This window comes from Oerskovia jenensis (assembly GCF_016907235.1).
Lineage (GTDB): Bacteria > Actinomycetota > Actinomycetes > Actinomycetales > Cellulomonadaceae > Oerskovia > Oerskovia jenensis.
The window spans coordinates 3,646,379-3,671,343 of record NZ_JAFBBO010000001.1 but is presented as its reverse complement, the minus strand read 5'-3'; the positions used below and the strand labels follow the sequence as shown (position 1 = coordinate 3,671,343).

The window sequence follows — 24,965 nt, the reverse complement described above, 5'->3', positions numbered from 1 at the left end:
TCGCGGCGCGGGTCACAGACGTGTCGTGGCGAGCAGTACAGCAAGGCGCCCGACCGGGGGTTCCCGGTCGGGCGCCTTGCGTGTGCGTGCACACTCCCGATGGAGCGGGGGACACGCGCCTTGGTCGGCCGGGCGCTCTCCGCGCTCCCTGGGGCCGTCCGGTGACAGAGGGCCGACCTATCCTGCCGAGGGGAGGTATCGGTCGACGTCGGGTGAGTCCCAGCGCGCCTTGAGGATGTCGTGCTCCCAGACGTGCACCACAGCGATGCGCGTCTTCGACTCGAAGTGGAACGCACGGACGCCCGCGAGCCAGACGAGACGCAACCCACGAGCGGCGACCTTCAACGAGAAGTCGACGTCGTTGAAGTTCAGCGGGAGTGCCTCGTTCATCCCGCCGACCATCGTCCAGACGGTCCGTCGAACGGCGATGCACGCACCGGTCAGCGCAGAGCACTCGCGGTTGATCAGGAGTGCGCTGGCCTCGCCGTAGGTCTCGTCGGGCTCGCCGTAGTAGGCGTGAGCCGGGTTGCCCCGGCGGTAGATCACCCCAGCGTGCTGCAGCGATCGGTCGGTGAACAGCAGCCGGGCCCCGACGATCCCGACGTCCGGCTCGGCCAGGGGAGCAACCAGCTCCTGGACGAAGTTCTCGGACGTCACCTCGATGTCGTCGTTCAGGAACACGATGACGTCACCGTGGGAGGCGAGCACGCCGAGGTTGCACTTCTCGCTGTAGTTGAAGGTCGGGTTCTCGTACCGCACGAGGAGAAGCAGGTCACCTGCGACCTTTCGCAGCTCCTCGAGCACATGAGGCGGTGTGGGCACGTCGTAGACGACGACGATCTGCAGCGCGACATCCCCCGCGTGAGCGATGAGGGATCTGACTGCCTCGACCACGAAGACTCGCGACTCGCCCCACACGAGACCACTGCCCCCCCGGGTGGGGATCACGACGCTGACGAGTCCTTCGTGCCGGTACGACCGCTCGACGCGATACGTGCCCGGGACGGGCCCCAGGTGTGCCGTCCCGTCGATTCCCACCCGCTCGAGGTGGGCCTGCACTGCTGCGCGCCCGGCCTCCCAGGCGTACGGCTTGGCGAGCGCGTCACCGGCAGCCGAACCCGGGACCACTCGCCAGTGGTAGAGCACCTCCGGAACGTGCACGACACGGCGGGCCCGCTCCGTGACGCGCAGGGCCAGGTCATGGTCCTGGGAGCCATCGAACCCGTCGTGAAACCCACCGACCTCCCGCACGACATCGGCGCGGAGCACGGACAGGTGCGAGGTGTACATCTGCCCACGCAGCCGCTCCGGCGACCAGTCCGGCTTGCGGAACGTGTCGTAGAACTGCCCGTCCCCGTCGACCTTGTCCTCGTCCGAGTACAGGTAGTCGACGTCGGGGTGCTCGTCGATCGCCTCGGCCATCCGCTCAAGGGCCTCCGGCACGAGGAGGTCGTCGTGGTCGACGAGGACGATGAACTCTCCGCGCGCCTGCGCGATACCGTCGTTCGACGCCTTGACGATATGGCCGTTCGTCTCGCGCTCGACGACACGGATCCGGGTGTCCTCCTCGGCCGCTGCCCGAAGCACCGTCAACACCTGCGGGTTCGGCGACCGGTCGTCGACGACGATCAGCTCCCAGTCGGACCAGGTCTGCCCTCGCACGGAGTCGAGCATCTCCTGGAGCACGTCGGTCGGCGGGTCGTACACGGGTGTGACGATCGAGAAGCGCGGGGCGGAGCTCATCGGACTGCCCGCTTCACGAGACGGATGGGTGCGGTCAGCGCGCGGCCGGCACGCCACGTCGACGAGCTGCGGATCTGCTGCCGGTCCTCGATCACGTCGACCAGCTCGCGGTACAGGCCCTCGTTCTTCTCCTGAAGCTTCTTGATCTCGGCCTCCGCGCGTCCGACCTGTGCCTCGAGACCGATCACGTGGTCACGGATCCGGAGCGCATGGTGCTCGACCTCGGCAGCCTCCGCGGCGCGCTGGGTGTGCACGTCCGCGATGCGTACCAGCTCGTCCGGCACCACGTGCTCGACGGGCGGCGTGCTGCCGGGCGACTCCGGGTCCTGCACCACTGCGGAGAGGACGTACTGGTAGTCGAGCGCTCGAGGCTGATGACGAACCCACTCGACGACCTCGCCCGGGATCCGGTCGGCGTCGATCTCCACCTCCACGGCGAGCGGGTCGGCCGTCGTCGCGCGGACGGTCTTCGCCGCCAGCCCGGCCTCGACGAGCATCTCGTGCAGCGACTCGAGCGTGAAGAAGCGGATGTGCGTCCTGTCCAGCAGCCCGGTGTCGCGGTAGCGCCAGCGGCCCTGGAGCAGGGCGAGGCGGAGCGAGCCGTGCGCGACGTTCGGGATGGAGATCACGATCTGGCCCTCGGGGGCGAGGATCTCGACGGCCGACCGCAGGACGGCGACGGGGTCGATCAGGTGCTCGAGGACGTCGCCGAAGACGATGCGGTCGAACGTCCTGCCCGCGAACGCCTCGGCGAGCGGCAGCTCGTTGAGGTCACCGACGACGAGCTGGTCGAGCTTGGGCCGCGCCCGCTCGGCCGCCTCGGCGTCGTACTCGAACCCGCTGACGGTGCAGCCGCGCTCGTTCAGCGCGTCGGCGAGGTACCCCACCGAGCATCCGACGTCGAGGACGGACGCGCCCTCCCCGACGAGATCGACGATCTGGGTGTGGCTCGAGTTCACGACGTTGGTGTCGATGACGGTCTCGTACAAGGTCACGTGCGGGGCTCCCGATGACGTTTGGAGCCGAGCCAACGACGGCTGTCTGCTCGGCCATGAAAGGCTACCGGGAAGTGCTCGGTCTCACTCCGGTGTATCGCGCGCGTCACATCGACGAGGCGAGAACGCCTTGTTCGGTAGGCTACCCGAAGCCCACAGCACGCCAGGAGGAATCACCCATGCGTCTTCTCGTCACCGGTGGGGCCGGCTTCATCGGCTCCAACTTCGTCCACCAGACCGTCCGCGAGCGTCCCGACGTCGAGGTGACGGTGCTCGACGCGCTCACCTACGCCGGCGACCTCTCGTCGCTCGCTCCGGTCGCCGACCGGATCACCTTCGTCGAGGGCGACGTCTCGGACGCCGAGCTCGTCGACCGTCTCGTCGGTGAGAGCGACCTCGTCGTCCACTTCGCGGCCGAGTCGCACAACGACAACTCGCTGAACGACCCGTCGCCGTTCGTGCAGACGAACGTGATCGGGACCTTCACGCTGCTGGAGGCCGTCCGCAAGCACGGGACGCGCTACCACCACATCTCGACCGACGAGGTGTACGGCGACCTGGAGCTGGACGACCCGGAGCGGTTCACGGCCTCGACCCCCTACAACCCGTCGAGCCCGTACTCGTCGACCAAGGCGTCGAGCGACCTCCTGGTGCGCGCCTGGGCACGGTCCTTCGGGATCCAGGCGACCATCTCGAACTGCTCGAACAACTACGGCCCGTACCAGCACATCGAGAAGTTCATCCCGCGCCAGGTCACGAACCTCATCGACGGCATCCGCCCTCGCCTGTACGGCGCCGGGCAGAACGTGCGTGACTGGATCCACGTCGAGGACCACAACTCCGCGGTCTGGGCCATCATCGACGCCGGCCGCGCGGGCGAGACCTACCTGATCGGCGCCGACGGCGAGAAGAACAACCTGGAGGTCGTCCAGACCCTCCTGGAGATCTTCGGTCGGACGCCCGACGACTTCGACCACGTCACGGACCGCCCGGGGCACGACCTGCGCTACGCGATCGACTCGTCCAAGCTGCGTGACGAGCTGGGCTGGACCCCTCGCTTCACGGACTTCCGCCAGGGGCTCGAGGCCACGGTGGACTGGTACCGGGCGAACGAGTCCTGGTGGCGTGCGGCCAAGGCCGAGACCGAGGCGAAGTACGCGAAGGCAGGCCAGTAGCGCCGGCTCGGTGACGGGCGGCGCCGCGGCGGCGCGCCGCCCGTCCCGGTGGGGACGGCCGTGGGGAGGGCTGAGCGACCGGTGTCTCTACGAGACCTCCACGCTGCGACCTCTCGGGCGCCCCGGTGCGGACCGAGGCACGTCCTATGCTCTTGAACCGTGACCTCTCGTAGCTGCCTCTCGCCCGGCACGACGGCAAGGGCCTCCGTGTGCGAGGCCCCGCTCGTCGCGTCGCCGCGGCGAGCGACCACGAACCGTCGAGGGCGGGAGCTCACCCGGTCCGGGCGTGTCCGCCGCACCTGCCGCACGACCGACCGCACGGATGGCATCATCGTCACCATGTCCGTCTCGCGTCCGGACGCGTACCGGGTACCCGGGTCCGTCCTGCACGACGTCGTCGTCCGCGTGGGTGGTTGAGGTCACCATGTCTCACGACGAGTCTCCCTCGGGCCGGACCAGGCCCCCCAGCTTCACGCCCCAGACGGGGCGCGCGGGCCGACCGCCCAGCGCGAACGACGCGATCGCGGTCGGGTCGGACGGCACGGGCCGGTCGACCGGTCGACCGGTCGAGCCGCTGGCTCCCGACGTCCCGCTCTCGGCGGAACCGCGGATCAAGCGCCAGTCGTCCCGCTCCGCTCCCACTCCTCCGTCGCGGCCCGGGACCCCTCCCCCCGCCCCTCCGGCACGCCCTGTGGGCGCCTCGGACACCGGACGCGCACGCGGTGCCGACTCCCGGACGCAGACGTCGACCCCGAGCGGCGCGCCTCCGTCGGTCCCTCCCGCCCACGGCAGGTCGGCGCGCCCGCAGTCCCCGGCGCAGGCGGTGGGAGGTGCCCGGCAACGGACCGGGCCGGCCCAGCCGACGTCGGGGACCTCCGCACGCCGCCCGCCGGCACGCCAGGCGGGCGCCGTCCCGGCCTCGCGCGGAGCGAGGCCCACGACGCGTCCCGGCGCCGGGTCACCGGCGGGCACGCGCCCGCCGTCGAACCGCCCGCTCGGCACGACCGGTCCGCGTGGCCGTGGTCGCCGACGACGCGTCGCCGCGATCGTGGGGGTCTTCGCCCTCGTGCTGCTCGTGGCCTGGCCCGTAGGGCTGCTCGTCTGGGCCAACGGCAAGATCCAGCACGTCGACGCGCTCTCGGGTGCTGCCGGTACCGCAGGCACGACCTACCTCCTCGCGGGGTCGGACGCACGGGGTGGCGACGGGATCGCGGAGGACGGCACCGAGGGCGCCCGGACCGACACGATCATGATCCTGCACAAGCCGGCGAACGGTCCCACCGCCCTCATCAGCCTCCCGCGCGACACGTTCGTCGAGGTTCCCGGCAAGGGACCCGCCAAGCTCAACGCGGCGTACTCGTGGGGCGGGGCACCGCTCCTCGTGGCGACGGTCGAGGGCCTGACCGGGTTGACCGTGGACCACTTCGTCGAGATCGGTCTGGGAGGGGTCTCGAACGTCGTCAACGCGGTGGGCGGGGTGAACCTCTGCCTCGACTACGACGTCAACGACCCCAACAGCGGGCTCGTGTGGACCGCGGGCTGCCACGACGTGGACGGGACGACGGCCCTGGCCTTCGCCCGTATGCGCTACGCGGACCCGAAGGGCGACATCGGCCGTGGCGAGCGACAGCGCCAGGTCATCGGCGCCGTGAGCCAGAAGGCGGGCGACGCGGGACTCCTCGTCAAGCCCTGGGACCAGGTCTCGCTGCTCGGCGCCGGTATCGGCGCGCTCGAGGTCGACGAGAAGACCGGCGTCATCGACCTCGGCAAGCTCGCCCTGGCCTTCCGCGCGGCCAACGGTCCTGGGGGCGTCACGGGCACGCCGCCCATCTCCGACCTGGACTATCGTCCCGGCGGGATCGGGTCGACCGTGCGGCTCGATCCGGACCGGAGCCCGGCCTTCTGGACCGACCTCCGCGACGGCGAGCTGCCCGCGGGCGTGGTGGGCGGCCTGCCCCAGCCGTAGTCCTCGGACGACCGCACGCGAGGGGCCCGCACCGTGACGGTGCGGGCCCCTCGCGTGGTGCTGGGGCGCCTACGCCCCGAAGCCCGTGCGGCGCTCGCCCGCGACCAGCGCGCGCAGCGCGGCCCCCTTGGCGTGGGCCTGCTCGCTCAGCCCCTCCTGGAACGCGACCATCTGCCGGCGCAGGCGAGCGGCGTCGTCGTCCGTGCCCGAGGCGAGGATGCGCGCGGCCAGCAGGCCCGCGTTGCGCGCGCCCCCGATCGAGACGGTCGCCACGGGCACGCCTGCGGGCATCTGCACGATCGACAGGAGCGAGTCCATGCCGTCGAGGTAGCGCAGCGGCACGGGCACGCCGATGACGGGCAGCGGCGTCACGGCCGCGAGCATGCCGGGCAGGTGGGCCGCTCCCCCGGCACCCGCGATGATGACGCGGATCCCGCGGCCGGCGGCCTCGCGGCCGTAGTCGATCATCTCGGTGGGCATGCGGTGGGCCGAGACGACGTCGACCTCGATGGCCACGTCGAACTCGCGCAGCGCGTTCGCGGCCTCCTGCATCACGGGCCAGTCGGAGTCGGATCCCATCACGATCCCGACCACGGGCGTGCTGGTCACTGGGGTGCTCTCCGTCATGTCTCAGGCCTTCGTCTCGGTGGTGGTGGGGTTCTCGGGAAGGGCCTCGCCGCGCAGCAGCGCTGCCGCGCCCAGCGCCCGACGGCGGACCTCGTCCAGGTCCTGGCCGCTCACGTTCACGTGGGCGAGCTTGCGGCCCGGGCGCACGTCCTTGCCGTAGAGGTTGACGCGCGCGTCGGGGAACGTGCCCAGGACGTCGGGCAGTGCGTCGGTGAGCGCCGGGAGGCTCGAGCCGAGCACGTTGGCCATGACGGTCCACGGCGCCGTGGGCGAGGTGTCGCCGAGCGGGAGGTCGAGGACGGCGCGCAGGTGCTGCTCGAACTGGCTCGTGACCGAGCCGTCGATGGTCCAGTGCCCGGAGTTGTGGGGGCGCATCGCGAGCTCGTTGACCAGGACGCGGCGGGCGGGGCGGCCGTCAGCCCCGGCAGCGCCGGCAGCGCCATCGACGACCTCGAACATCTCGACCGCGAGCACGCCGGTCACGTCGAGGCCCTCGGCGATCGCGACGGCTGCCGTGCGGGCCGCGTCGGCCTCCTCGTCGGTCAGGTCGGGAGCAGGGGCGATGACCTCCGAGCAGACGCCGTCCCGCTGGATCGACTCGACGACGGGCCACGTGCGGACCTCACCGCTCGGGCGGCGGGCGACCAGGACCGCGAGCTCGCGGGTGAACGGGACCTTCTCCTCGACGAGGAGCTGGGGGCCGCCCGCCGCCGCGGCGGCCAACCAGTCGGCGGCCTCGTCGGCCGAGGAGACGATCCGCACGCCCTTGCCGTCGTACCCGCCGCGGGACGTCTTGACCACGGCCTGACCGCCGACCTCGGCGAGGAACGCGGCGAGCGTCGCGTGCCCCTGCTCGGGGTCGACCGGCAGCGGGGCCCAGCGCGGGCACGGGGCGCCGAGCTCGGTCAGGCGTCGACGCATCACGATCTTGTCCTGCGCCTGGACCAGGGCGTGCGGCGCGGGCCGCACGGGGGTGCCGTGCGCGATGAGGTCGGTCAGCAGGTCGTTGGGCACGTGCTCGTGCTCGAACGTGAGGACGTCGGCACGGGCTCGGCCGTCGGCGGGCGCGATGAGGTCGCGGATCGCGGCCTCGTCGGTGGCCGCACCCACCGGGGCGTCGGTCACCACCTGGGCCGCCGACGACCCGGGAGCCTCGACGAGCACCCGCAGGTGCACCCCGAGCTCACCGGCCGCAGGGGCCATCATGCGGGCGAGCTGCCCGCCTCCGACAACGGCGATCACTGGTGCTGACACGTGTACCGAGGGTAGTCGCTCGAACGCCTCTCGGCCGACCTGTCCCACCCGGTGGTTGCCCCTGGCAAGTTCTCCCAGGTCCACGGCGTACCCTGCCGGTCATGTCCAGCCAGGTCGACGAGTTCTCGCTCGCCCCCGTCCGGGCGCCCGTCCCCTCCGGGGCCGCCGTGCGCCAGACGTCGGGCGCCCTCCAGCGCCGGACGCGCGTCGTCGCGCGTCTGGCCGAGCTGGGCCGGTTCAGCTTCGTGGGGACCGTCGCGTTCTTCGTGGACCTCGGGCTGTTCAACCTCTTGCGGTTCGGCCCCTGGGAGGCGCTGAGCGCGAGCCCGCTCGAGGCCAAGGCGATCGCCGTGAGCGTCGCCACGATCGTCTCGTGGCTCGGCAGCCGCTACTGGACCTTCTCCGACCGTCGCACGACCCGGCACGGCCGCGAGCTGCTGACCTTCCTGCTCGTCAACGCGGCCGGCATGGCCATCTCGCTCGGCGTGCTCGCGTTCACGACGGACGTCCTGGGGCTGACCTCACCGCTCGCGGAGAACCTCGCGGCGAACGGGGTCGGCCTCGCGCTGGCCAACGGGTTCCGCTACGTCGCCTACCGGCGCGTGGTGTTCACCGGTACCGGTCCCGTCGTCCGCGCCCGGCCGCAGGAGAGCGCCCCGCACGCCGACGCGCCCTCCGCGGCTGCTGCCGACAACCTCTCCGACACGATCTAGCTCTCGGCGTCCCGACCGCGCCTGCGGCGCCGCCGTCGCGCGCCGGACGCCGAGATCGTGGTCCCGGTCGGGAGCACGATCCGCGGGTCGAGGGTGCGGGGCACGCCCGCGAGGAAGAGCGCGAAGATCGGTGGGCGACGCTGGGCCAGCTCGAGCCGGCCGCCGTCCGCCGCGGCCAGGTCACGGGCGAGCGCGAGACCGAGACCCGTCCCGGCGCCCGAGGTCGCACCACGCTCGAAGACGCGCGAGGCCATCTCGTCGGAGACCCCCTCGCCCTCGTCCCCGACCTCGATCGCGACGGCACCGCTCGTCCCGCTCGGGCGGGCACGGACCGTCGTGGTGCCCGCACCGTGCTTGAGCGAGTTCTCGATGAGCGTGGCGAGCACCTGCGCGAGCGCCCCGGGGGTCGCGAGGACCTGGTAGCCCTCGGGTACGTCGACCACGAGCCGGCGACCGGCCTTGGCGAAGGTGGGGACCCACTCCTCCTCCTGCTGGTGCACGACGTCGATGAGGCGGACGGCCTCGGTCGTGCCACCCTGCGCGCGGCGCGACTGCGTGAGCAGGTCGTCGACGACCGTGACGAGGCGCTCGACCTGCTCGAGCGAGATGCGCGCCTCCTCCTGGATCGCCGGGTCGTCGGAGGCCATCGAGATCTCCTCGAGCCGCATGCTCAGCGCGGTCAAGGGCGTCCGGAGCTGGTGCGAGGCGTCGGAGGCGAACTGGCGCTCGGCGGCGAGACGTCCGGCCAGGCGGTCCGAGCTGCGCGCGAGCTCGGCCGCGACGAGGTCGATCTCCTCGACGCCGGAGAGCTCGAGACGTGGGCGCACCTGGCCCGACCCGAGCTGCTCGGCCGAGGCCGCGAGGTACACGAGCGGCGCCGACAAGCGGTTGGCCTGCCACACGGCCATGGCGATACCTGCGGCGAAGGCGACCACGGAGGCCGCCACGACCAGCAGGACGATCTTCGCGGCGTTCCAGTAGCTGTCGGCGAACGACGTGGTCAGGGCCACGGTCGCGTTCTGGTCCGTCCGGTCCGCGGCCTCGTTGACCCGCCCGGAGATGGCCTCGCCCGCGGTCATGTGCTCGCCGTCGGGCAGATTGACGAAGACGTACGCCGGCAGCTCTCCCGGGCGCCCCTCGGACGCGTTGTCCAGGACCGACTGCGGGATCGGCTCGTTCTGCGCGAGCCGGGCGTCGATGTTCCGGGCGAGCGTGTCCACCCGACCCTGGAGCTGGGCCTTCTCGTTCGCGAGCACGAACTGGGCGCTGAGGAAGGCCAGGGGGAAGCCCAGGAGCAGGACGGCGACGGCGACGGCCGCGACCGTCGCCTGCAGCACGCGTCGACGCACGCCCTACTCCTTCGTCCAGCCCTCGGGGCTGATCAGCCCTCGCCGGTCTCGAAACGGAAGCCGAGTCCTCGGACCGTCGAGACGTAGCGGGGCGAGTTGGCGTCGTCGCCGAGCTTGCGGCGCAGCCAGGACACGTGCATGTCCAGCGTCTTGGTGGAGCCCACGGGCTCCGACCCCCACACGTCCCGCATGAGCGTGTCGCGCACGACCACGGAGCCCGCGCTCGCGATGAGCACGCGCAGCAGCTCGAACTCCTTGGTGGTCAGGTGCAGCTCACGGTCGCCCTGGAAGGCACGGTGGGCAGCGACGTCGATGCGGACGTCCTGCGCGACCAGCTCCTCCTCGTCGGCGGTGTCACCGTGGGTGCGCCGCAGGAGCGCCCGCACGCGGGCGAGGAGCTCGGCCAGACGGAAGGGCTTGGTCACGTAGTCGTCCGCGCCGGCGTCGAGACCGACGACGAGGTCGACCTCGTCGGCACGTGCCGTCAGGACCAGGACCGGCGTCGTCAGGCCCTTGTTGCGGATCTCACGTGCGACGTCCAGGCCGTCCATGTCCGGGAGGCCCAGGTCGAGCACGACGATGTCGACACCGTTCGCGGCGTCGATCGCTCCTTGACCAGTTCCTTGCACGACCACGTTGTAACCCTCACGCGTCAGCGCACGCGCCAAAGGTTCGGCAATCGCCGGGTCGTCCTCCGCTAGCAGTACGTGGGTCATTCGATCATGCTAGGGCATTCGTAGAACTTTGGCGTTATCCGGCAGGCGCTGTGGGACACCCATGACACGCCTGATGGACATCGATGGCCCGGGCGGGCTGCTCTGCCCGGGTCTGCCCGGTTGCCCCCTGTGACGCGGGCCATGCGGACACCGCCAGGACGTCATGGAGGCTGCCCGCACGACGGGTCTCCCGACCGGTCGGGCCCACCGGCGCGCGCGACCGCCGAGCCGGGATCGTCCCCAGGTCGTGCCCCCGGTCCGCCCACGGGGGGACGCCTCCCGGCGGGGCCCCACCTAGGCTTGCGGGCATGGGTTGGTACGAGAACATGGGCAAGTGGTGGGAGCGGCACCGGTTCGGCGTCGACCTGGCCACGACGATCGTCGTCGCGCTCGCCTTCGTGCCTGCGGCCTGGGCCCTCGGGACGTCCGCCACGGGTGGTTCGACCCTCTCCATGCTCTTCACGATCGGCATGCTCGCGCCGCTGCCGTGGCGACGGGTCCGCCCCGTGGCGTCGGCGATCACGGTCTACGCGGTCGCCCTGCTCCACCTGGTCGTCGGGATCTCCTTCCTCCCGGCCGACTTCCTCCTGCTCGTCTCGCTGTTCTCGGTCACGGTCTACGGTCCCCGCTGGGCGCACCGCACCGCGATGATCTCCTCGGCGGCCGGGTCGCTCGTGCTCGGGCTGTCGCTCGCGATGCAGGCGAGCGGCCCGGGCGAGGCGGCCGGGGTGCTGCTGTTCACCACCATGTTCTCGACCATGATGTTCCTCGCGGTCTGGGCGTTCGGCCTGGTCCGCCGCTCACGGCGCGAGACCATCAACGCGCTCGTCGACCGGGCCGAGCGCCTCGAGGTCGAGCGCGACCAACAGGCGCAGATCGCGACGGCCGCGGAACGCTCGCGCATCGCCCGCGAGATGCACGACATCGTCGCCCACTCGCTGTCGGTCATCATCGCGCAGGCCGACGGGGGCCGGTACGCCGGCGCGACCGACCCCGCTGCCGCCACGCGCGCCCTCACGACCGTCTCGGAGACGGGGCGCGCGGCCCTGGCCGACATGCGCCGTCTCCTCGGGGTCCTGCGCACCGACGACCGAGAGGCCGTCGGCGGCGCCGGACCGGCCCAGCTCACGCACGCCCCCGGTCTCAACAACCGCCCCCGACCGCTCGCCACCGGCCTTCCTGCGAGCCCCGCCTCGCCCGCCGGTCCTCCCCGCACGGGTCAGACGCCCGTCACGGGCTCGACCCGTCGGGTCGAGCTCAACCCGCAGCCCGACTCGGCCGACCTCGAGACGCTCGTGGCGCAGGTGCGCGACAGCGGCATGCGTATCTCGCTCGTGCGCATGGGCACGCCGCGCGCCCTGCCTCCGGGCGCGGGCCTGACCGTGTACCGGGTCTGCCAGGAGGCCCTCACCAACATCCTCAAGCACGCGGGCCCCGACCCCACCGTCACGGTCGTCGTGACCTGGGGTCTCGACACGCTCCAGCTCGCGGTCGACGACGACGGCAGGGGTGCCTCCGCGGACGGCCCGCACACCCCCGGCTACGGGCTGCTCGGCATGCGCGAGCGCGCCGTGATCTTCGGTGGCTCGGTCACGACGGGCCCTCGGCCCGGGGGCGGCTTCCGCGTCCGGTTCACCATGCCCATCCCCCGGCTCGACGGCGCCGCGCCCGTGGCCCCGTCGACCGCCGTCACGCAGTCCTCGCCGCCCGGCCCGACGGCGGGTCCGGCGGCGGGTCCGGCGGCGGGTCCTGGCCCCGTGCCGCCCCCACCGGCCCACCTGTCGGGCAGGATGGATCCCCGCAGGGTCCGCCCCGCACCCGCACCCGCACCCGCACCCGCACCCGCACCCGCACCCGCACCCGCACCCGCACCCGCACCCGCACCCGCACCCGCACCCGCACCCGCACCCGCACCCGACGATCGTCAGGACCCATGACCTCCACCTTCTTCACGCCCGACCTGCCCGAGCGCGCCCCGATCCGGGTCGCGCTCGTCGACGACCAGCAGCTCGTGCGGGCCGGCTTCCGGATGGTGATCGACTCGCAGCCCGACCTCCAGGTCACGGTCGAGGCCGGCGACGGGCTCCAGGCGCTGCGTCTGCTCGCGGACCACCCCGTCGACGTCGTACTCATGGACGTGCGCATGCCGCACCTCGACGGGCTCGCCGCGACGGCACAGCTCACGGCGGCTGCCGCCGACGGGCAGCACGTGCCCCGCGTCATCGTGCTCACGACGTTCGACCTCGACGAGTACGTCCTCGAAGCCATCCGGTCCGGGGCCAGCGGCTTCCTCCTCAAGGACGCACCCCCCGAGGAGATGCTCGCGGCGATCCGCACCGTGCACTCGGGCGACGCCGTGATCGCCCCGTCCTCGACCCGCCGGCTCCTCGAGCACCTCGTCGTGGCGCTGCCCGCCGAGCAGCTCGTCGACACGGGTGCCCAGCAGCAGGTCTCCTCGCTCACCGAGCGCGAGCGCGAGGTTCTCGTGCTCATGGCCAAGGGACGGTCGAACACCGAGATCGCGAGCGACCTGTTCGTCGCCGAGGCCACGGTCAAGACCCACGTCGGGCGCATCCTCGCCAAGCTCGAGGCGCGCGACCGCGTGCAGGCCGTGGTGACGGCCTACGAGACCGGGCTGGTGCGCCCGGGCGCGTGACGCCGTCGGGCAGGAGCATTCCCGGCCGCCCGAGCCGCCACGCCTGCGTGCCCGCTCGACGTACGGCGTACCCACCCGCCCGGGCGCGTACGACCACGGGATGACTCCCCCTGCGGCCAGGACCAGCCCGTCGCCGGACGCGGCCGCCACGTCCCGGCTCCTAGTGTCGTCATCAGGTGGGAACGAGGGCCTCGGCTCTCCCCCGCACCCCCTCGGCCCCGGCGCCGGGCGCACCACGCGCCCCGCCCCGGGACCGGACCTACCGACGACGAACTCCCTGGAGCAGACGTGGACACCACCGTGTACCAGCCCATCCCCGGCACCGCCGCCTCACCGGGCACCCCCGCGGTGCGCGCCCGGTCCCTGACCAAGCTGTACGGCAAGGGCGAGGCGACCGTGCGCGCGCTCGACGGCGTCGACGTGGACTTCGAGAAGGGCGCGTTCACCGCGATCATGGGCCCCTCGGGCTCGGGCAAGTCCACGCTCATGCACCTGCTCGCCGGGCTCGACACCGCCTCGAGCGGCCAGGGCTTCATCGGCGACACCGAGATCACCGCGCTGGGCGACAACGAGCTGACCCGCCTGCGCCGCGACCGCGTGGGCTTCGTCTTCCAGTCGTTCAACCTGCTGCCCATGTTCACGGCCGAGCAGAACATCACGCTCCCGATCGAGCTCGCCTCCGGGACGGTCGACACGGAGTGGCTCGCGACGCTCGTCCAGACCCTCGGCCTGGGGGCTCGCCTCACCCACCGCCCCAGCGAGCTCTCGGGCGGTCAGCAGCAACGCGTCGCGATCGCGCGCGCCCTCATCGCCAAGCCCGAGGTCGTGTTCGCCGACGAGCCCACCGGAAACCTGGACTCGCGCTCAGGCGCCGAGGTGCTGAGCTTCCTGCGCCGCTCGGTCCGCGAGCTCGGGCGCACCATCATCATGGTCACGCACGACCCGACGGCCGCCGCGTACGCCGACCGCGTCATCCTCATCGCGGACGGCCGCATCGCGGGCGACATCGACGACCCGACGCCCGAGTCCGTCCTCGCCGGTCTCGACGCGCTGCGCACGCTCGAGGCCGACCCCGCCGACGCGCTCGCGGGCGGCTCGACCGGTTCGACGGCGGTGCGCGCCTGATGGTCCGGCTCACCCTGGCGCAGATGCGCCGAAGCATCGGGCGGCTCAGCGCCGCCGGCATCGCGATCCTCATCGGGACCGCCTTCCTGACCGCGACGCTCCTCGCCGGGAACGTCATGACCCAGGTCACCAACGGCTCGATCGCCGCGCGCTACGCCGACTCCGACCTGGTCGTCGCGAACGACCAGGGCCTCGACGCCGCCGAGATCGCCGCGGTCGGCACGACCCCCGGGGTCGAGGCCGCCGACGCGCGCAAGCTGCGGGCCTTCCAGCTCGTCTCGGGCGGCAAGCGCACCTTCCAGATCGTCAGCCCGGTCATGTCCGACCCGCGGTTCGAGCCGCAGGAGGTCACCACGGGCGCCCAGCCGTCGGCCGCGGGCGAGATCGCGCTCCCCGAGGACACCGCCGACCGCCTCGGCCTCGCGCTCGGCGACACCGTGACGCTCGTGCGCTCCGAGTGGCAGCCTGCTGCCGAGGGCGCGACCGCGCCGGGAGCCTCGGACGAGCCCGACGCGGCCACGGACGCCTCGGCGGACGCCGCCGAGGCCCCGGCCGACGCCGGCACGACGTCGCCCGACGAGGCCCCGCTCGGCGCGTACAACGACATCGACGAGAAGCTGACCCTCGTCGGCCTGCTCGACGACCCGATGGGCGCCCACTCGCAGTACGGCGGTGCGGGCCTGGTGGACGCCGCGGAGCTGACGACCTGGGACGAGGCGGCCGCAGAGCCCGGCGTCACGACCGACGTCACGACCGACGTCCTCGTGGCTCTCGCTCCCGGTACCGACGTCGAGGCCGTCCGCACCCAGCTCGCCGACTCCCAGGGGAACGGCACCACGGTCATGACGACCGACGAGTACGCGAAGAAGGTCGCCGCCGCGATGACCGGCGGCGAGGACGTCTTCACCTACATGATCCTCACGTTCGCCGCGATCGCGCTGCTCGTCGCAGCCCTGGTCATCGCGAACACGTTCCAGGTGCTCGTCGCCCAGCGCACCCGGACCCTCGCGCTCCTGCGCTGCGTGGGCGCCGACCGCAAGCAGCTCGCGCGATCGGTGCTGCTGGAGGCCACGATGCTCGGGCTCATCGCCTCGGTCGCCGGGATCCTGGTGGGCACAGGGCTCGTCCAGCTCGCGCTCACCGTGGCCGGCGGCATGGACCTCGGCGTCCCGCTCCCCGAGCTCGTCCGGATCACCGTCCCCGTCGTCCTGGTCCCCCTGCTCGTGGGAACCGTCGTGACGCTCGTCGCGTCCTTCTCCCCGGCCCGCGCCGCGACCCGGGTCGCCCCGCTCGCCGCGCTGCGCCCGTCGGACGCCCCGACGGTCTCCACGGGGGCCGGCCTGGTCCGCCTGGTCGCCTCGATCCTCCTGGTCGTGGGCGGCGCGAGCCTCCTCGCCCTGGGTATCGTCCTGGGGCAGCAGGGCAGCGCCGAGGGCGGCCTGCTCGCGGCGACGGCCGGCGGCGCCGCCTCGTTCGTCGGGGTGCTGATCGGTGCGATCTTCTGGCTGCCCCGGGTGGTCAGCATCGTCGGCAAGGCCCTCACGGGCTCCGGCAGCACGGCCAAGCTCGCGGCCGCCAACACGCTGCGCAACCCGCGCCGCACCGCGGCCACCAGCACGGCGCTCCTCATCGGCGTGACGCTCGTGGCCATGATGTCGACCGGGGCCGTCAGCGCCCGGATGAGCATGAACAACGAGCTCGACAGCCGCTACCCCGTGGACGTCTCGCTCGCGACGGACGGCTACGACGACAACGGGGGCAACGAGCCCATCGAGCTGCCGCAGACGACGATGAGCACGGCCGAGAGCGCCGAGGGCATCGAGAGCGTCGTCCCGCTCACCGCGGCGACCGTGACGGTCGACCTGGACGGGCAGCCGATCACGTTCCTCGCTCGCGGCGTCGACCCCGCCGACGCGGTGGGCCTCGTGCGCAACGCGAAGGCCGTCGACGGCCTGGTGCCCGGCACGGTCGTCGTCCCGGAGATGGTCGCCAAGGACTGGAAGATCACCACGGGCGACGAGCTCTCGCTGGTCGCGAAGACCCCGGAGGGATCCGGCCCGGCCGGCACCCCGGCGACCCTCGAGGCGCTGGTCACCCCGATGGGTGGACGTGCCCTCCTGGTCACCCCCGACACGCTCGACGGCATCGCTCCCGGCGCGCCGGTCACGACCGCCTGGGTGGGGCTGACCGACGTGACCGACGCCGGGTCGGTGGTCCCGGCGCTCCAGGACGCGCTCGCCGAGAGCAGCATCCCGATCGACGTCACCGGTGCCGCGGTCGAGCGCGCCCTGTACCAGAAGGTCGTCGACACGGTCCTCGGTATCGTCGTCGGGCTCCTCGCGGTCGCGGTCGTCATCGCCCTGATCGGCGTCGCGAACACCCTGTCGCTCTCGGTCATCGAACGCCGCCGCGAGTCCGCGACCCTGCGTGCCATCGGCCTGAGCCGGTCCCAGCTGCGCTGGATGCTGGCGATCGAGGGCATGCTCATCGCCGGCGTCGGGGCGGTGCTCGGCATCGTGCTGGGCGTCCTGTACGGCTGGGCCGGGGCGTCGGCGGCCCTCGCCGTGATGGGGGACGTGACCCTGGCCGTCCCGTGGCGCGACGTCGCCCTGGTCCTGGTCGTGGCCCTCGTCGCCGGTCTGCTCGCCTCCGTGATCCCGGGGCGCTCGGCGGCCCGCACCTCGCCCGTGGAGGCGCTCGCGGTCGAGTGACCCGCATCCAGCGGCACCGTGCCCGACGGCGCGCCTGTGGACGATCTCCTCGTCCACAGGCGCGCCGTCGCCGCGTCCGGGGGCCCGCGGACGACGCCAGGATCGTCGCGTGCTCATGACCCTCCATCCCGGCGTCGACCTCGACGTGACCCCGGGCTCCCGCCTGGGCGACCTCCGCCCGGACCTCGCGCGCGTCTCGTGCCGCCCCGAGCTCATGAGCGCCTCGCTCGAGATCGACGGCGTCCCGCTGGGCGACGACCACCGCGTCGGGGTACGGCCCCTTCTCCCCGGGGCGACGCTCCGGGTGACGACCTCCGCGACACGCCCCCCGGCCGGGCGGGCCGACGGATCCCGGGCCGCGAGCGCGGAGCCGGACCAGGACGGCGCCGCGCTGCGAGCCCCCTGGCACGTCGCGGTCCTCACCGGGCCGGGATGCGGGGGCCTGTTGCCGTTGCGCCCGGGGTCCGCGCTCCACCTGGAGCACGGCGACGGTCCGTCGGTCGTCGTCGCGCTGCGGGCGGCGCGCCGCCGGGGGCGGTCGGCCCCGGGGACGCGGGGCGGCTCGGCAGACCGCTCGGCAGGAGCCGCCGCGACGGGCGCCGGGCTCGAGGTGCGGGTGCGGGTGCGGGTGCGGGTGCGGGTGCGGGTCGCCCGGCACGGTGCCCGCTCGACGGACCGGGGACCCACGCGCCCGGCCGGACGAGGGCGTGCGGAGCCGGTCGCGCGGGTCCGTCGTGAGCTCCCCGGGGGCAGGTCGCGGCGCGTGCGGCGCGGATCCTGGCGGCGGTGGCGCCCGGGGCACGTCCTGGGGATCGGCGGCACGACGTACGACCTGCGCCCGCGACCGCGCCTCGAGGAGTGGGACGTCGCGAGCGGGCTCGCCCGCCCAGCGGCGACGGCGCCGCGCGAGGCTCTCGGCCCCGCCTCGCTCGTGATGGCCGTGACCCCGGCCGTCGGGTCGCTCGCGCTCGCGGCGAGCACGCGCCAACCCCTGTTCGCGCTCCTCGCGCTCGTCGGTCCGCTCACGCTCCTGGTCTCCCTGCTGGCCCGACGCCGTCGCTCGTCCTCTCGTGCAGGGTCCGCCACGGGCGAGGAGCACGCCGGGCAGCCCGGCTCGTCTCCCTGGGCGGTCGGCGGCCCCGCCGTGGGCCACCCGAGGCCCGGCGGGCAGGGTTCCTCGGTCGCGCGAGCGTCGCGGCCCGACGACCGGTTCCCGGCCCCGGGCGGTGCGCTCGACCGGGCCGGGTTCCCGGCACCGCACCCGGCGGACCTCATGACCGCAGCGTTCGCCGCCCACCATGCGGCCGAGCGTCCGCCGACCGCCGTGCTCGCCGCCCCCGGCGCACGCGCACCGGGAGGGGCCGGGCCGCGACCCGACGCACCGAGCGCTCAGGGTGCCCGTCTGCCCGACGGGTGCGTCGCGGTGGTCGGACCACGCGAGGCCCGTCTGGCGGCCGGTCGTGCGCTGCTCCTCGCCCAGGTCGCCTCGGGTGCCGAGGTCGACGCGGTGCACCCCGACGACCTCGCGCCGGACTGGTCCTGGCTGCGCTGGTTGCCCGGCTCGCGCCGGATCGACCTGGTGCCGGGAGCTCCGGTGCCGGACACCCGGGGCGACGCCACCACGAGCCGGCCACCCACCCGGGTCGTGGTGGTGGACGTCCACCAGGTCCACGGTCCTGGGAGCACCACCGGCCGCTCCACCACGGGGGTCGTACCGGCCGAGGCGCTCGAGACGTGGTGGGCGCGGCGTTCCGGGACGGAGCGGCTGATCCTGCTCGCCGCAGACCGCGGGTCCGTCCCCGCCTGGTGCCGCACCGTCCTCGACACGACCCGGGGCACGTGGCACCTCGCCGACGGCACGGTCGAGCCCGCCCCGGAGCTCGGGGTCGGGACGGGCTGGGCAGAGCGGTACGCGCGGCACGTCGCCGCCGCAGCGCGCCTGGGACGCTGGCCCGCCGGGGTCCAGCCCGAGGGGCCCGTCGACCGCGCGGACCCGAGCCACCCCGATCTCGCCGGGACGGTCTCGCTCGCCGGGCTCCTGGGGGTTCCCCTCCCCCACGAGCCCAGCCCCTTGTCCGCATGGGTCACCGCCCGGTGGGCACCCTCCCCACGGGCGACTCGGCCGGGCCTCGCCGTGCCGCTCGGCACCGACGCGCGGGGCGCCGTCGTCCACGTCGACCTGGTCCGGGACGGACCGCACGCCCTGGTCGCCGGTACCACGGGGGCGGGCAAGTCCGAGCTGCTCCAGTCCCTCGTGCTGGGGCTCGCTCTCACCCACAGCCCGCGCGACCTCGCGATCGCGCTCGTGGACTTCAAGGGCGGGGCGGGCTTCGGCGACTGCGTGGACCTGCCGCACGTCGTCGGACGCGTCACGGACCTCGACCCGGGGCTCGCCGGCCGTGCCCTCGCCGGGCTGCGCGCCGAGCTGCGCCGACGCGAACGGGCCGTGGGGGACGCGGGGGTGACGGACATCGACGGTCTGCCTGCCGGGACGCTCCCCCGGCTCGTCGTGGTGATCGACGAGTTCCGGGCGCTCGCCGACGACCTCCCCGACTTCCTCCCCGGCCTCCTGCGCCTCGCGTCGCAGGGTCGGTCGCTCGGGGTGCACCTCGTCCTGGCGACCCAGCGCCCCGCGGGTGCCGTGAGCGCGGACATGCGGGCGAACATCTCGCTGCGGCTGGCCCTGCGGCAGATCGACCCGGGCGACTCTCGCGACGTGATCGACTCGCCCCAGGCCGCACTCATCCCGGCCGGGCGGCCCGGTCGAGCCGTGCTGCGACGAGGCACCGAACCGCCGCTCGTGGTCCAGTGCGCGCACGCGGGCACTCCGGCGCCCCCTCCCGGGGCGCACGTGCGGGCGGTCGGGCGATGGGGTTCGGCTCGTGACGCTGCTCGGGGCACCGTCGCGCCCGTGACGGACCTGGTGCCCGTGCTGGTCGCGGCCACGACCGCCGCGGCGGCGGCCGCTCGCCTCCCGGCCCTTGGGCCGCCGTGGCTCCCGGCCCTCCCGGCTCGCGTGACGCCGTCGGACCTGCGGGCGGTGGATCCCGCCGACGCCGCCACCGACGGTCTGCCCCTCGCCCTGTCCGACCTGCCGGACCAGCAACGGCGCGGTCTGGTCGCATGGTGCCCCGACCGCGGGCACCTCGCGGTCCTCGGGCGCCCACGGTCCGGACGGTCGACGACCCTGCGCGCCCTCGCGGTCGCGGCTCTCGACCGCGGCTGGGACGTCCACCTCGTCGGCGACGCTCCCCCGCTGACCGACGGGCTGCCCGCGCACGCTCGGTGCGGGACGGTGGTGCCTCGGCACGACGCACGACGGGTCGCACGCCTCGTCGACCTCCTGCTCCGTCGCCCCCAGGGCCGTCCGGCCCTCGTGCTGCTCGACGACGTCGAGGACCTGCGCGCCTCGCTCGCCCGTCTCGCGGCGGGCGCCGGGGCCGATCAGCTCGGGCGGCTGCTCGCCGAGGGCCCCGCCCGCGGTGTGCACGTCGCGCTGGCGGGCGGCTCGCCGGGCCTGGCGGGCCTGTCCCAGCGTGTCGGCCCTCGCCTCGTGCTGGCCGCGGACACGGTGCCCGACGACGTCGCGTTCGGCGTGCCGTCACGGCTCGCCGGACGCGGTGGTCGGCCCGGACGAGCCGTGTGGCTCGGGGCGGGCGACGCCGTCGAGTGCCAGGTGGTCGTCGATGCGGAGCCCCGAGGCTCGGCGGGCGCTCCCCGCGACCTCGACGGTCCCGAGGACGCGGACCCTCGCGATCGAGCGGTGCGGTTGCTCCCGCTGCCCCGGCACGTGACCGAGACCGAGATCGCGGACGTCGCGGACGCGGACGCGGACGACAAGGTGGCCCGTGACGACGGTGCCAGGTCGGGACACCTCGTCGTCGGACGAGGCGGCGACCACGCGGACCGTGTCCTTCTCGACGTCGCGCGGGGCGCGCTCGTCGCGGGACCGCCGGGCAGCGGGCGCAGCAGCGCCCTGCTGGTCCTGGCCCGTCAGGTCCGCGCCACGGGAAGGCTGCGAGCGGTCCTGTCGCCCGACGAGCGCTTCGAGGGTCTCGGAGCAGACCCCCTGCCCGCGGGGGGCTCGGGCTTCCGCGCGCCGTACGCGGCCACCGGTCCCGGCTCGTCGGCCGAGACACGGGCCGTGCTCGGCGCCCTGACCCGCGCCGGGCTCGTCGCGGGCGACGTGGTGGTCGTCGACGACCTCGACCTGCTCGTCCAGGCGTTCCCGCTCGAGGTGGACGTCCTCACGGACCTGGTCCGCGCCGGCGTCGTGGTCCTCGCGTCGTGCACGACAGCGGCCGCCGCGACGGCGCACCGAGGGCCGGTCGCCGCGCTGCGCGGCGCGCGCAGCGGACTCGTCCTGGCCCCCGAGGAACGTGGCTCGGGCGACGTCTTCGGCAGGTCGCTGGGCTGGTCGGTCGACCCCGGGGGCGGGCCCGTCGGTCGCGCCGTCGTCCTGTGCGGGAACCACCTCGTCCCCGTCCAGGTCGCCTCACCCGGGACGGTGCGGAGGACACCGGCGGTCGCCCCGACAGCGGTGCGCGGCGCCCTCCGCTCGTGACCGGCTCAGTCGTCGGCGCGGGCGGCGTCCCGGGTGGTCGCGACCACGACGGGGCGCAGCATGAGTCCGACCAGGACGACCAGAGCCACCGCCATGACGAGGATCCCTCCGGAGGTGACCTCGTACTGGAGCCAGCTGAAGGCGACCACGCCCTGGAGGAGCTGCCAGGTGGCCACGGGCGACCGGGCCCATCGCTGCCCGCGCAGCAGACCGCGTGCGCCGGCACCGAGGACGACCGCGACCCCGGCGCAGAAGAGGGCGAGGAAGACCGAGACCCCGACCGAGAACGAGCCGCCCGTGAGGAGCTCGAACAGGACGAGCACCGCGGCGGCCAGGAGGGCCAGGGCCTCGAGGGCGATCCCGGCGATCACGACCCACAGCGCGAGAGGTCTGGCTCCGGCCGAGGGGGTGGTCGACCGAGCCGCGCCCTCGTCGGAGGGGTCGGGGGTGGATTGATTCGGGGTGCTCACTGGTGCCACGACAACCCAGAGTACGCGTGACCTGCACCTTCACCGAAGTGTGACCAAGACCTCACGGTTCACCCGGGAGAAACTTTCCGGTAACCCCTTGTGCTGGGCTTCACGAGATGTGAACCTAGTTCAAGCATCAATTACCCCCCACCTGAGCCTGAAGCCCATTGTGGACGTGCGTCCGACACATTCACGAAGCGGCCTTGCTCGCCATGCCAAGGAGACCTCACATGGACTGGCGCCACCGCGCAGCCTGCCTGGAAGAAGACCCTGAGCTGTTCTTCCCGATCGGGAACACCGGCCCCGCCCTCCTGCAGATCGAAGAGGCGAAGGCCGTGTGCCGCCGCTGCGACGTCGTCGACACGTGCCTCAAGTGGGCGCTCGAGTCCGGCCAGGACGCGGGCGTCTGGGGCGGTCTGTCCGAGGACGAGCGTCGCGCGCTCAAGCGCCGCACCGCTCGCGCCCGTCGCGCAGGCTGAGCTTCACATACTTTTCTCATAAAGGGCCGTCACCTGCTGGTGACGGCCCTTTATGTTGCCCACGGAAGAGAATTGTCGACCCCTCTGATCCTGTCCGTGAGCCCCCAGGTCACCCTTGTCGCGAGCCTCCGCCGTCACGCAGGACGAGCTCCAGCACGACCTGCGTCCCACCCCCCGGACGCGCGGACCACTCGATCGTCCCGCCCAGCTCGTTCGTGACGAGCGTCGCGACGATCTGCGACCCGAGACCGCTCTTCTTGGGCTTGACCGCGGGTTCGGTGCCCGGCACGGGCATGCCCACCCCGTCGTCCGCGACCACGATCCGCAGGGCGGACCCGCTGCGTCGGGCGTCGATCTCGACCGTCCCGTCCGTGCGCCCCGAGAAGCCGTGCTCGACCGCGTTCGTCACGAGCTCGGTCAGGACGAGCGCGAGCGGGGTCGCGTCCTCGGCCGGAACCAGCCCGAAGCTCCCCGTCTGCACCGTGCGGACCTTGGTGTCGGCCGAGGCGACGTCGGCCGCCAGGCGCAGGGCCCGGCCACCCATGTCGTCGAACTCGACCTCCTCGTCGAGGGTCTGGGACAGGCTCTCGTGCACCAGGGCGATGGTCGCGACGCGACGCATGGCCTCCTCGAGCGCCGCTCGCGCCTCCGGGGAGTCCATGCGTCGCGCCTGGAGGCGCAGCAGCGCGGCGACCGTCTGCAGGTTGTTCTTGACGCGGTGGTGGATCTCGCGGATCGTCGCGTCCTTGGTGATGAGCTCGCGCTCGCGGCGGCGCAGCTCGGAGACGTCTCGGCAGAGCAGCACCGCGCCGATGCGTTGCCCCGACTCGGTGAGCGGCAGGGCGCGCAGCGACAGGGCGACCCCCCGGGCCTCGATGTCGGTGCGCCACGGCGCACGCCCCATGACCACGAGGGGCAGGGACTCGTCGACCGGGGTCTGGTGCTCGATCAGGTCGGTCGTGACCTCGATGAGCGAGCGCCCCACGAGCGGCCCGATCACCCCGAGACGGTGGAAGCAGCTCAGGGCGTTGGGGCTCGCGTAGAGCACCTCGCCCTCGGAGTTGAGCCGGATCAGCCCGTCGCCCACACGAGGGGCGCCCCGACGGGGGCCGGTCGCCGCGTTGGGCGCGGGGAACTCGCCGCGGGAGATCATCGCGATGAGGTCGTCGGCGGCCTCGACGTAGTTCAGCTCGAGCCGGCTGGGCGTGCGCCCGCTGCCGAGGTTGGTCTGCCGGGCCACGACGGCGATCGCGTGGCCGTTGTGCACGACCGGGATGGCCTCCTCGCGCACGGCGTACGCCCCGAACCAACGGGGCTCGCGAGACCGCTGGGAGCGCGCCTCCGAGAGGGCGCGCTCGAGCTGGGGTCGCTGACCGTCGGGGGCCGTCGAGCCGACGATGTCGTCGTAGTGCACGGTGGCCCCGGTGCTGGGCCGGCACTGGGACACCGCGACGAAGTTCCCGTCGCCCGTGGGCAACCACAGGACGAGGTCGGCGAACGCCAGGTCGGAGATGACCTGCCAGTCCCCGACGAGAAGGTGCAGCCACTCGTTGTCGGCAGGCGACAGCTCGGCATGGCGGGAGATCAAGTCACTCATGGCAGACACGGGCTCCAGCGTACGCATGCGCCGCCGTCTTCACGGGATCGGGGCGCTTCCTTGGGTAGAGTCGGTCTCCCCGGCGCACCTTGCGCGCCGGTCGGCACGTCCCGAGGAGATCCTGTGCACCTGAGCGTCGATCTGCACTACCCCGCCGGTCTGGACGACGTCACCACGATGCTCGCGAGCGAGGCCTTCGTCCGGTGGCGCGCGCAGCGCACGGGGGGCCCGCAGAGCCTCGTCGACCTCGCGGACGTGACCGGGTCGCTCGCGGAGGGGTTCTCGGTGGTCGTGCGGCGGACGCTGCCCACGGACCAGATCCCCGGCCACCTGCGGGCCTTCGTCGGGAATGCGCTGGAGATCCGTCAGGCGGAGGTCTGGGAGCCCGCGGTCGACGGGGTGCGCCGGGGCACGGTCTCGCTCGAGATCACGGGTGCTCCCGTCCGGATGACCGGCACGGTCTCGCTCGTCGCCCTGCCCGACGGCGGCACGCGCCAGTCGTACGAAGGCGAGCTCAAGGCGACGGTCCCCTTGTTCGCCGCGGCGGTCGAGGAGGCCGCGGCCGGCGCCGTCCGGGCCACGCTCGCGTCCGAGGAGCAGGCCGGCGTGGAGTGGCTCACGGCCCCTTGAGGGGGCTGCTGAGGAGTCACCGACGAACGCTCCCGGCCGCCCGCGCGACGGGTGCGTGCAGCGACGCACGACCCGTCGCGAATCCCACACGAGCGGTCGGTAATCGATAACGATTCAGGCACGGGATCCGGTCGTACAACGCTCTGACCTGCATCGACGCGTTCGTGGGAGCGTTTCCACCACGTTCCGTCACCT

The 24,965-nt window shown here is 73.3% G+C and carries 19 protein-coding genes; 10 read left to right on the top strand and 9 right to left on the bottom strand.

What is annotated here, in order from left to right; translation table 11 throughout:
- Positions 1-177 precede the first annotated feature (177 nt).
- Complete coding sequence (locus tag JOD49_RS16555; protein ID WP_205308151.1) at positions 178-1,743, bottom strand: glycosyltransferase family 2 protein; 1,566 nt, start codon at positions 1,741-1,743, stop codon at positions 178-180.
- Positions 1,740-2,738: a class I SAM-dependent methyltransferase gene (locus JOD49_RS16550; RefSeq protein WP_205308150.1), complete on the bottom strand. Its 999-nt coding sequence runs from the start codon at positions 2,736-2,738 to the stop codon at positions 1,740-1,742. The genes JOD49_RS16555 and JOD49_RS16550 overlap by 4 nt, the downstream gene beginning before the upstream one ends.
- A gap of 179 nt (positions 2,739-2,917) precedes the next feature.
- On the opposite strand from JOD49_RS16550, the gene rfbB reads away from it, so the two are divergent.
- Positions 2,918-3,913 carry a dTDP-glucose 4,6-dehydratase gene (gene rfbB, locus JOD49_RS16545; protein WP_205308149.1) on the top strand — a complete coding sequence of 332 codons (996 nt, stop codon included), beginning with the start codon at positions 2,918-2,920 and terminating at the stop codon, positions 3,911-3,913.
- 429 nt (positions 3,914-4,342) lie between these two features.
- Here the strand turns inward: rfbB and JOD49_RS20355 are convergent, their stop codons facing one another.
- Positions 4,343-4,528 (bottom strand): hypothetical protein, encoded by a 186-nt coding sequence (locus tag JOD49_RS20355; RefSeq protein WP_239525243.1) that lies wholly within the window; start codon positions 4,526-4,528, stop codon positions 4,343-4,345.
- Between the two features lie 433 nt (positions 4,529-4,961).
- On the opposite strand from JOD49_RS20355, the gene JOD49_RS20350 reads away from it, so the two are divergent.
- On the top strand, positions 4,962-5,879 hold the full coding sequence (locus tag JOD49_RS20350) for an LCP family protein (protein ID WP_307822593.1): 918 nt from the start codon (positions 4,962-4,964) through the stop codon (positions 5,877-5,879).
- A gap of 69 nt (positions 5,880-5,948) precedes the next feature.
- Here the strand turns inward: JOD49_RS20350 and purE are convergent, their stop codons facing one another.
- Together purE and JOD49_RS16530 are read right to left on the bottom strand one after the other, a co-directional pair.
- Positions 5,949-6,506, bottom strand: coding sequence for a 5-(carboxyamino)imidazole ribonucleotide mutase (gene purE / locus JOD49_RS16535; protein ID WP_205308147.1), 558 nt, complete (start codon positions 6,504-6,506; stop codon positions 5,949-5,951).
- Positions 6,507-6,509: 3 nt separating this feature from the next.
- On the bottom strand, positions 6,510-7,760 hold the full coding sequence (locus JOD49_RS16530) for a 5-(carboxyamino)imidazole ribonucleotide synthase (protein WP_205308146.1): 1,251 nt from the start codon (positions 7,758-7,760) through the stop codon (positions 6,510-6,512).
- A 101-nt stretch (positions 7,761-7,861) separates the two neighbouring features.
- On the opposite strand from JOD49_RS16530, the gene JOD49_RS16525 reads away from it, so the two are divergent.
- On the top strand, positions 7,862-8,473 hold the full coding sequence (locus tag JOD49_RS16525; RefSeq protein ID WP_205308145.1) for a GtrA family protein: 612 nt from the start codon (positions 7,862-7,864) through the stop codon (positions 8,471-8,473).
- Here JOD49_RS16525 and JOD49_RS16520 read toward each other — a convergent pair.
- Entirely contained in the window at positions 8,470-9,822 is a 1,353-nt protein-coding gene (locus JOD49_RS16520) for a sensor histidine kinase (RefSeq protein WP_205308144.1), read from the bottom strand. The two genes, JOD49_RS16525 and JOD49_RS16520, sit on opposite strands and share 4 nt — an antisense overlap.
- Positions 9,823-9,854: 32 nt before the next feature.
- On the bottom strand, positions 9,855-10,538 hold the full coding sequence (locus JOD49_RS16515; protein ID WP_193718870.1) for a response regulator transcription factor: 684 nt from the start codon (positions 10,536-10,538) through the stop codon (positions 9,855-9,857).
- Positions 10,539-10,846: 308 nt separating this feature from the next.
- On the opposite strand from JOD49_RS16515, the gene JOD49_RS16510 reads away from it, so the two are divergent.
- From JOD49_RS16510 to JOD49_RS16490, 5 genes are all read left to right on the top strand, one after another.
- Positions 10,847-12,475 carry a sensor histidine kinase gene (locus JOD49_RS16510; protein WP_239525242.1) on the top strand — a complete coding sequence of 543 codons (1,629 nt, stop codon included), beginning with the start codon at positions 10,847-10,849 and terminating at the stop codon, positions 12,473-12,475.
- The gene (locus tag JOD49_RS16505) at positions 12,472-13,194 is read left to right on the top strand and encodes a response regulator (protein WP_205308143.1); all 723 of its coding nucleotides are present in this window, start codon (positions 12,472-12,474) and stop codon (positions 13,192-13,194) included. Before JOD49_RS16510 ends, JOD49_RS16505 begins: the two co-directional genes overlap by 4 nt.
- Positions 13,195-13,482: 288 nt before the next feature.
- Positions 13,483-14,319 carry an ABC transporter ATP-binding protein gene (locus JOD49_RS16500; protein WP_205308142.1) on the top strand — a complete coding sequence of 279 codons (837 nt, stop codon included), beginning with the start codon at positions 13,483-13,485 and terminating at the stop codon, positions 14,317-14,319.
- A gap of 23 nt (positions 14,320-14,342) precedes the next feature.
- A complete protein-coding gene (locus JOD49_RS16495; protein WP_239525241.1) occupies positions 14,343-17,030 on the top strand; it encodes an FtsX-like permease family protein in 2,688 nt (895 codons plus the stop codon).
- Between the two features lie 115 nt (positions 17,031-17,145).
- Positions 17,146-21,594, top strand: coding sequence for an FtsK/SpoIIIE domain-containing protein (locus tag JOD49_RS16490; RefSeq protein WP_239526562.1), 4,449 nt, complete (start codon positions 17,146-17,148; stop codon positions 21,592-21,594).
- Positions 21,595-21,599: 5 nt separating this feature from the next.
- On the opposite strand, the gene JOD49_RS16485 is transcribed toward JOD49_RS16490, so the two are convergent.
- The gene (locus tag JOD49_RS16485; RefSeq protein WP_205308139.1) at positions 21,600-22,073 is read right to left on the bottom strand and encodes a hypothetical protein; all 474 of its coding nucleotides are present in this window, start codon (positions 22,071-22,073) and stop codon (positions 21,600-21,602) included.
- A gap of 221 nt (positions 22,074-22,294) precedes the next feature.
- Between JOD49_RS16485 and JOD49_RS16480 the strand changes: the two genes are divergently transcribed.
- Positions 22,295-22,543 (top strand): WhiB family transcriptional regulator, encoded by a 249-nt coding sequence (locus JOD49_RS16480; RefSeq protein ID WP_030150075.1) that lies wholly within the window; start codon positions 22,295-22,297, stop codon positions 22,541-22,543.
- A gap of 109 nt (positions 22,544-22,652) precedes the next feature.
- Here JOD49_RS16480 and JOD49_RS16475 read toward each other — a convergent pair whose 3' ends face one another.
- The gene (locus JOD49_RS16475) at positions 22,653-24,140 is read right to left on the bottom strand and encodes a sensor histidine kinase (RefSeq protein ID WP_205308137.1); all 1,488 of its coding nucleotides are present in this window, start codon (positions 24,138-24,140) and stop codon (positions 22,653-22,655) included.
- Between the two features lie 123 nt (positions 24,141-24,263).
- Between JOD49_RS16475 and JOD49_RS16470 the strand changes: the two genes are divergently transcribed.
- Entirely contained in the window at positions 24,264-24,770 is a 507-nt protein-coding gene (locus JOD49_RS16470; RefSeq protein WP_205308136.1) for a DUF2505 domain-containing protein, read from the top strand.
- Positions 24,771-24,965 lie beyond the last annotated feature (195 nt).

Coding starts and splice junctions, on each gene's coding strand:
- JOD49_RS16505 (WP_205308143.1), top strand. CDS start 12,472: ATGACCTCCACCTTCTTCACGCCCGACCTGCCCGAGCGCGCCCCGATC.
- JOD49_RS16475 (WP_205308137.1), bottom strand. CDS start 24,140: ATGAGTGACTTGATCTCCCGCCATGCCGAGCTGTCGCCTGCCGACAAC.
- JOD49_RS16495 (WP_239525241.1), top strand. CDS start 14,343: ATGCGCCGAAGCATCGGGCGGCTCAGCGCCGCCGGCATCGCGATCCTC.
- rfbB (WP_205308149.1), top strand. CDS start 2,918: ATGCGTCTTCTCGTCACCGGTGGGGCCGGCTTCATCGGCTCCAACTTC.
- JOD49_RS16525 (WP_205308145.1), top strand. CDS start 7,862: ATGTCCAGCCAGGTCGACGAGTTCTCGCTCGCCCCCGTCCGGGCGCCC.
- purE (WP_205308147.1), bottom strand. CDS start 6,506: ATGACGGAGAGCACCCCAGTGACCAGCACGCCCGTGGTCGGGATCGTG.
- JOD49_RS16555 (WP_205308151.1), bottom strand. CDS start 1,743: ATGAGCTCCGCCCCGCGCTTCTCGATCGTCACACCCGTGTACGACCCG.
- JOD49_RS16510 (WP_239525242.1), top strand. CDS start 10,847: ATGGGTTGGTACGAGAACATGGGCAAGTGGTGGGAGCGGCACCGGTTC.
- JOD49_RS16480 (WP_030150075.1), top strand. CDS start 22,295: ATGGACTGGCGCCACCGCGCAGCCTGCCTGGAAGAAGACCCTGAGCTG.
- JOD49_RS16490 (WP_239526562.1), top strand. CDS start 17,146: ATGACCCTCCATCCCGGCGTCGACCTCGACGTGACCCCGGGCTCCCGC.
- JOD49_RS16515 (WP_193718870.1), bottom strand. CDS start 10,538: ATGACCCACGTACTGCTAGCGGAGGACGACCCGGCGATTGCCGAACCT.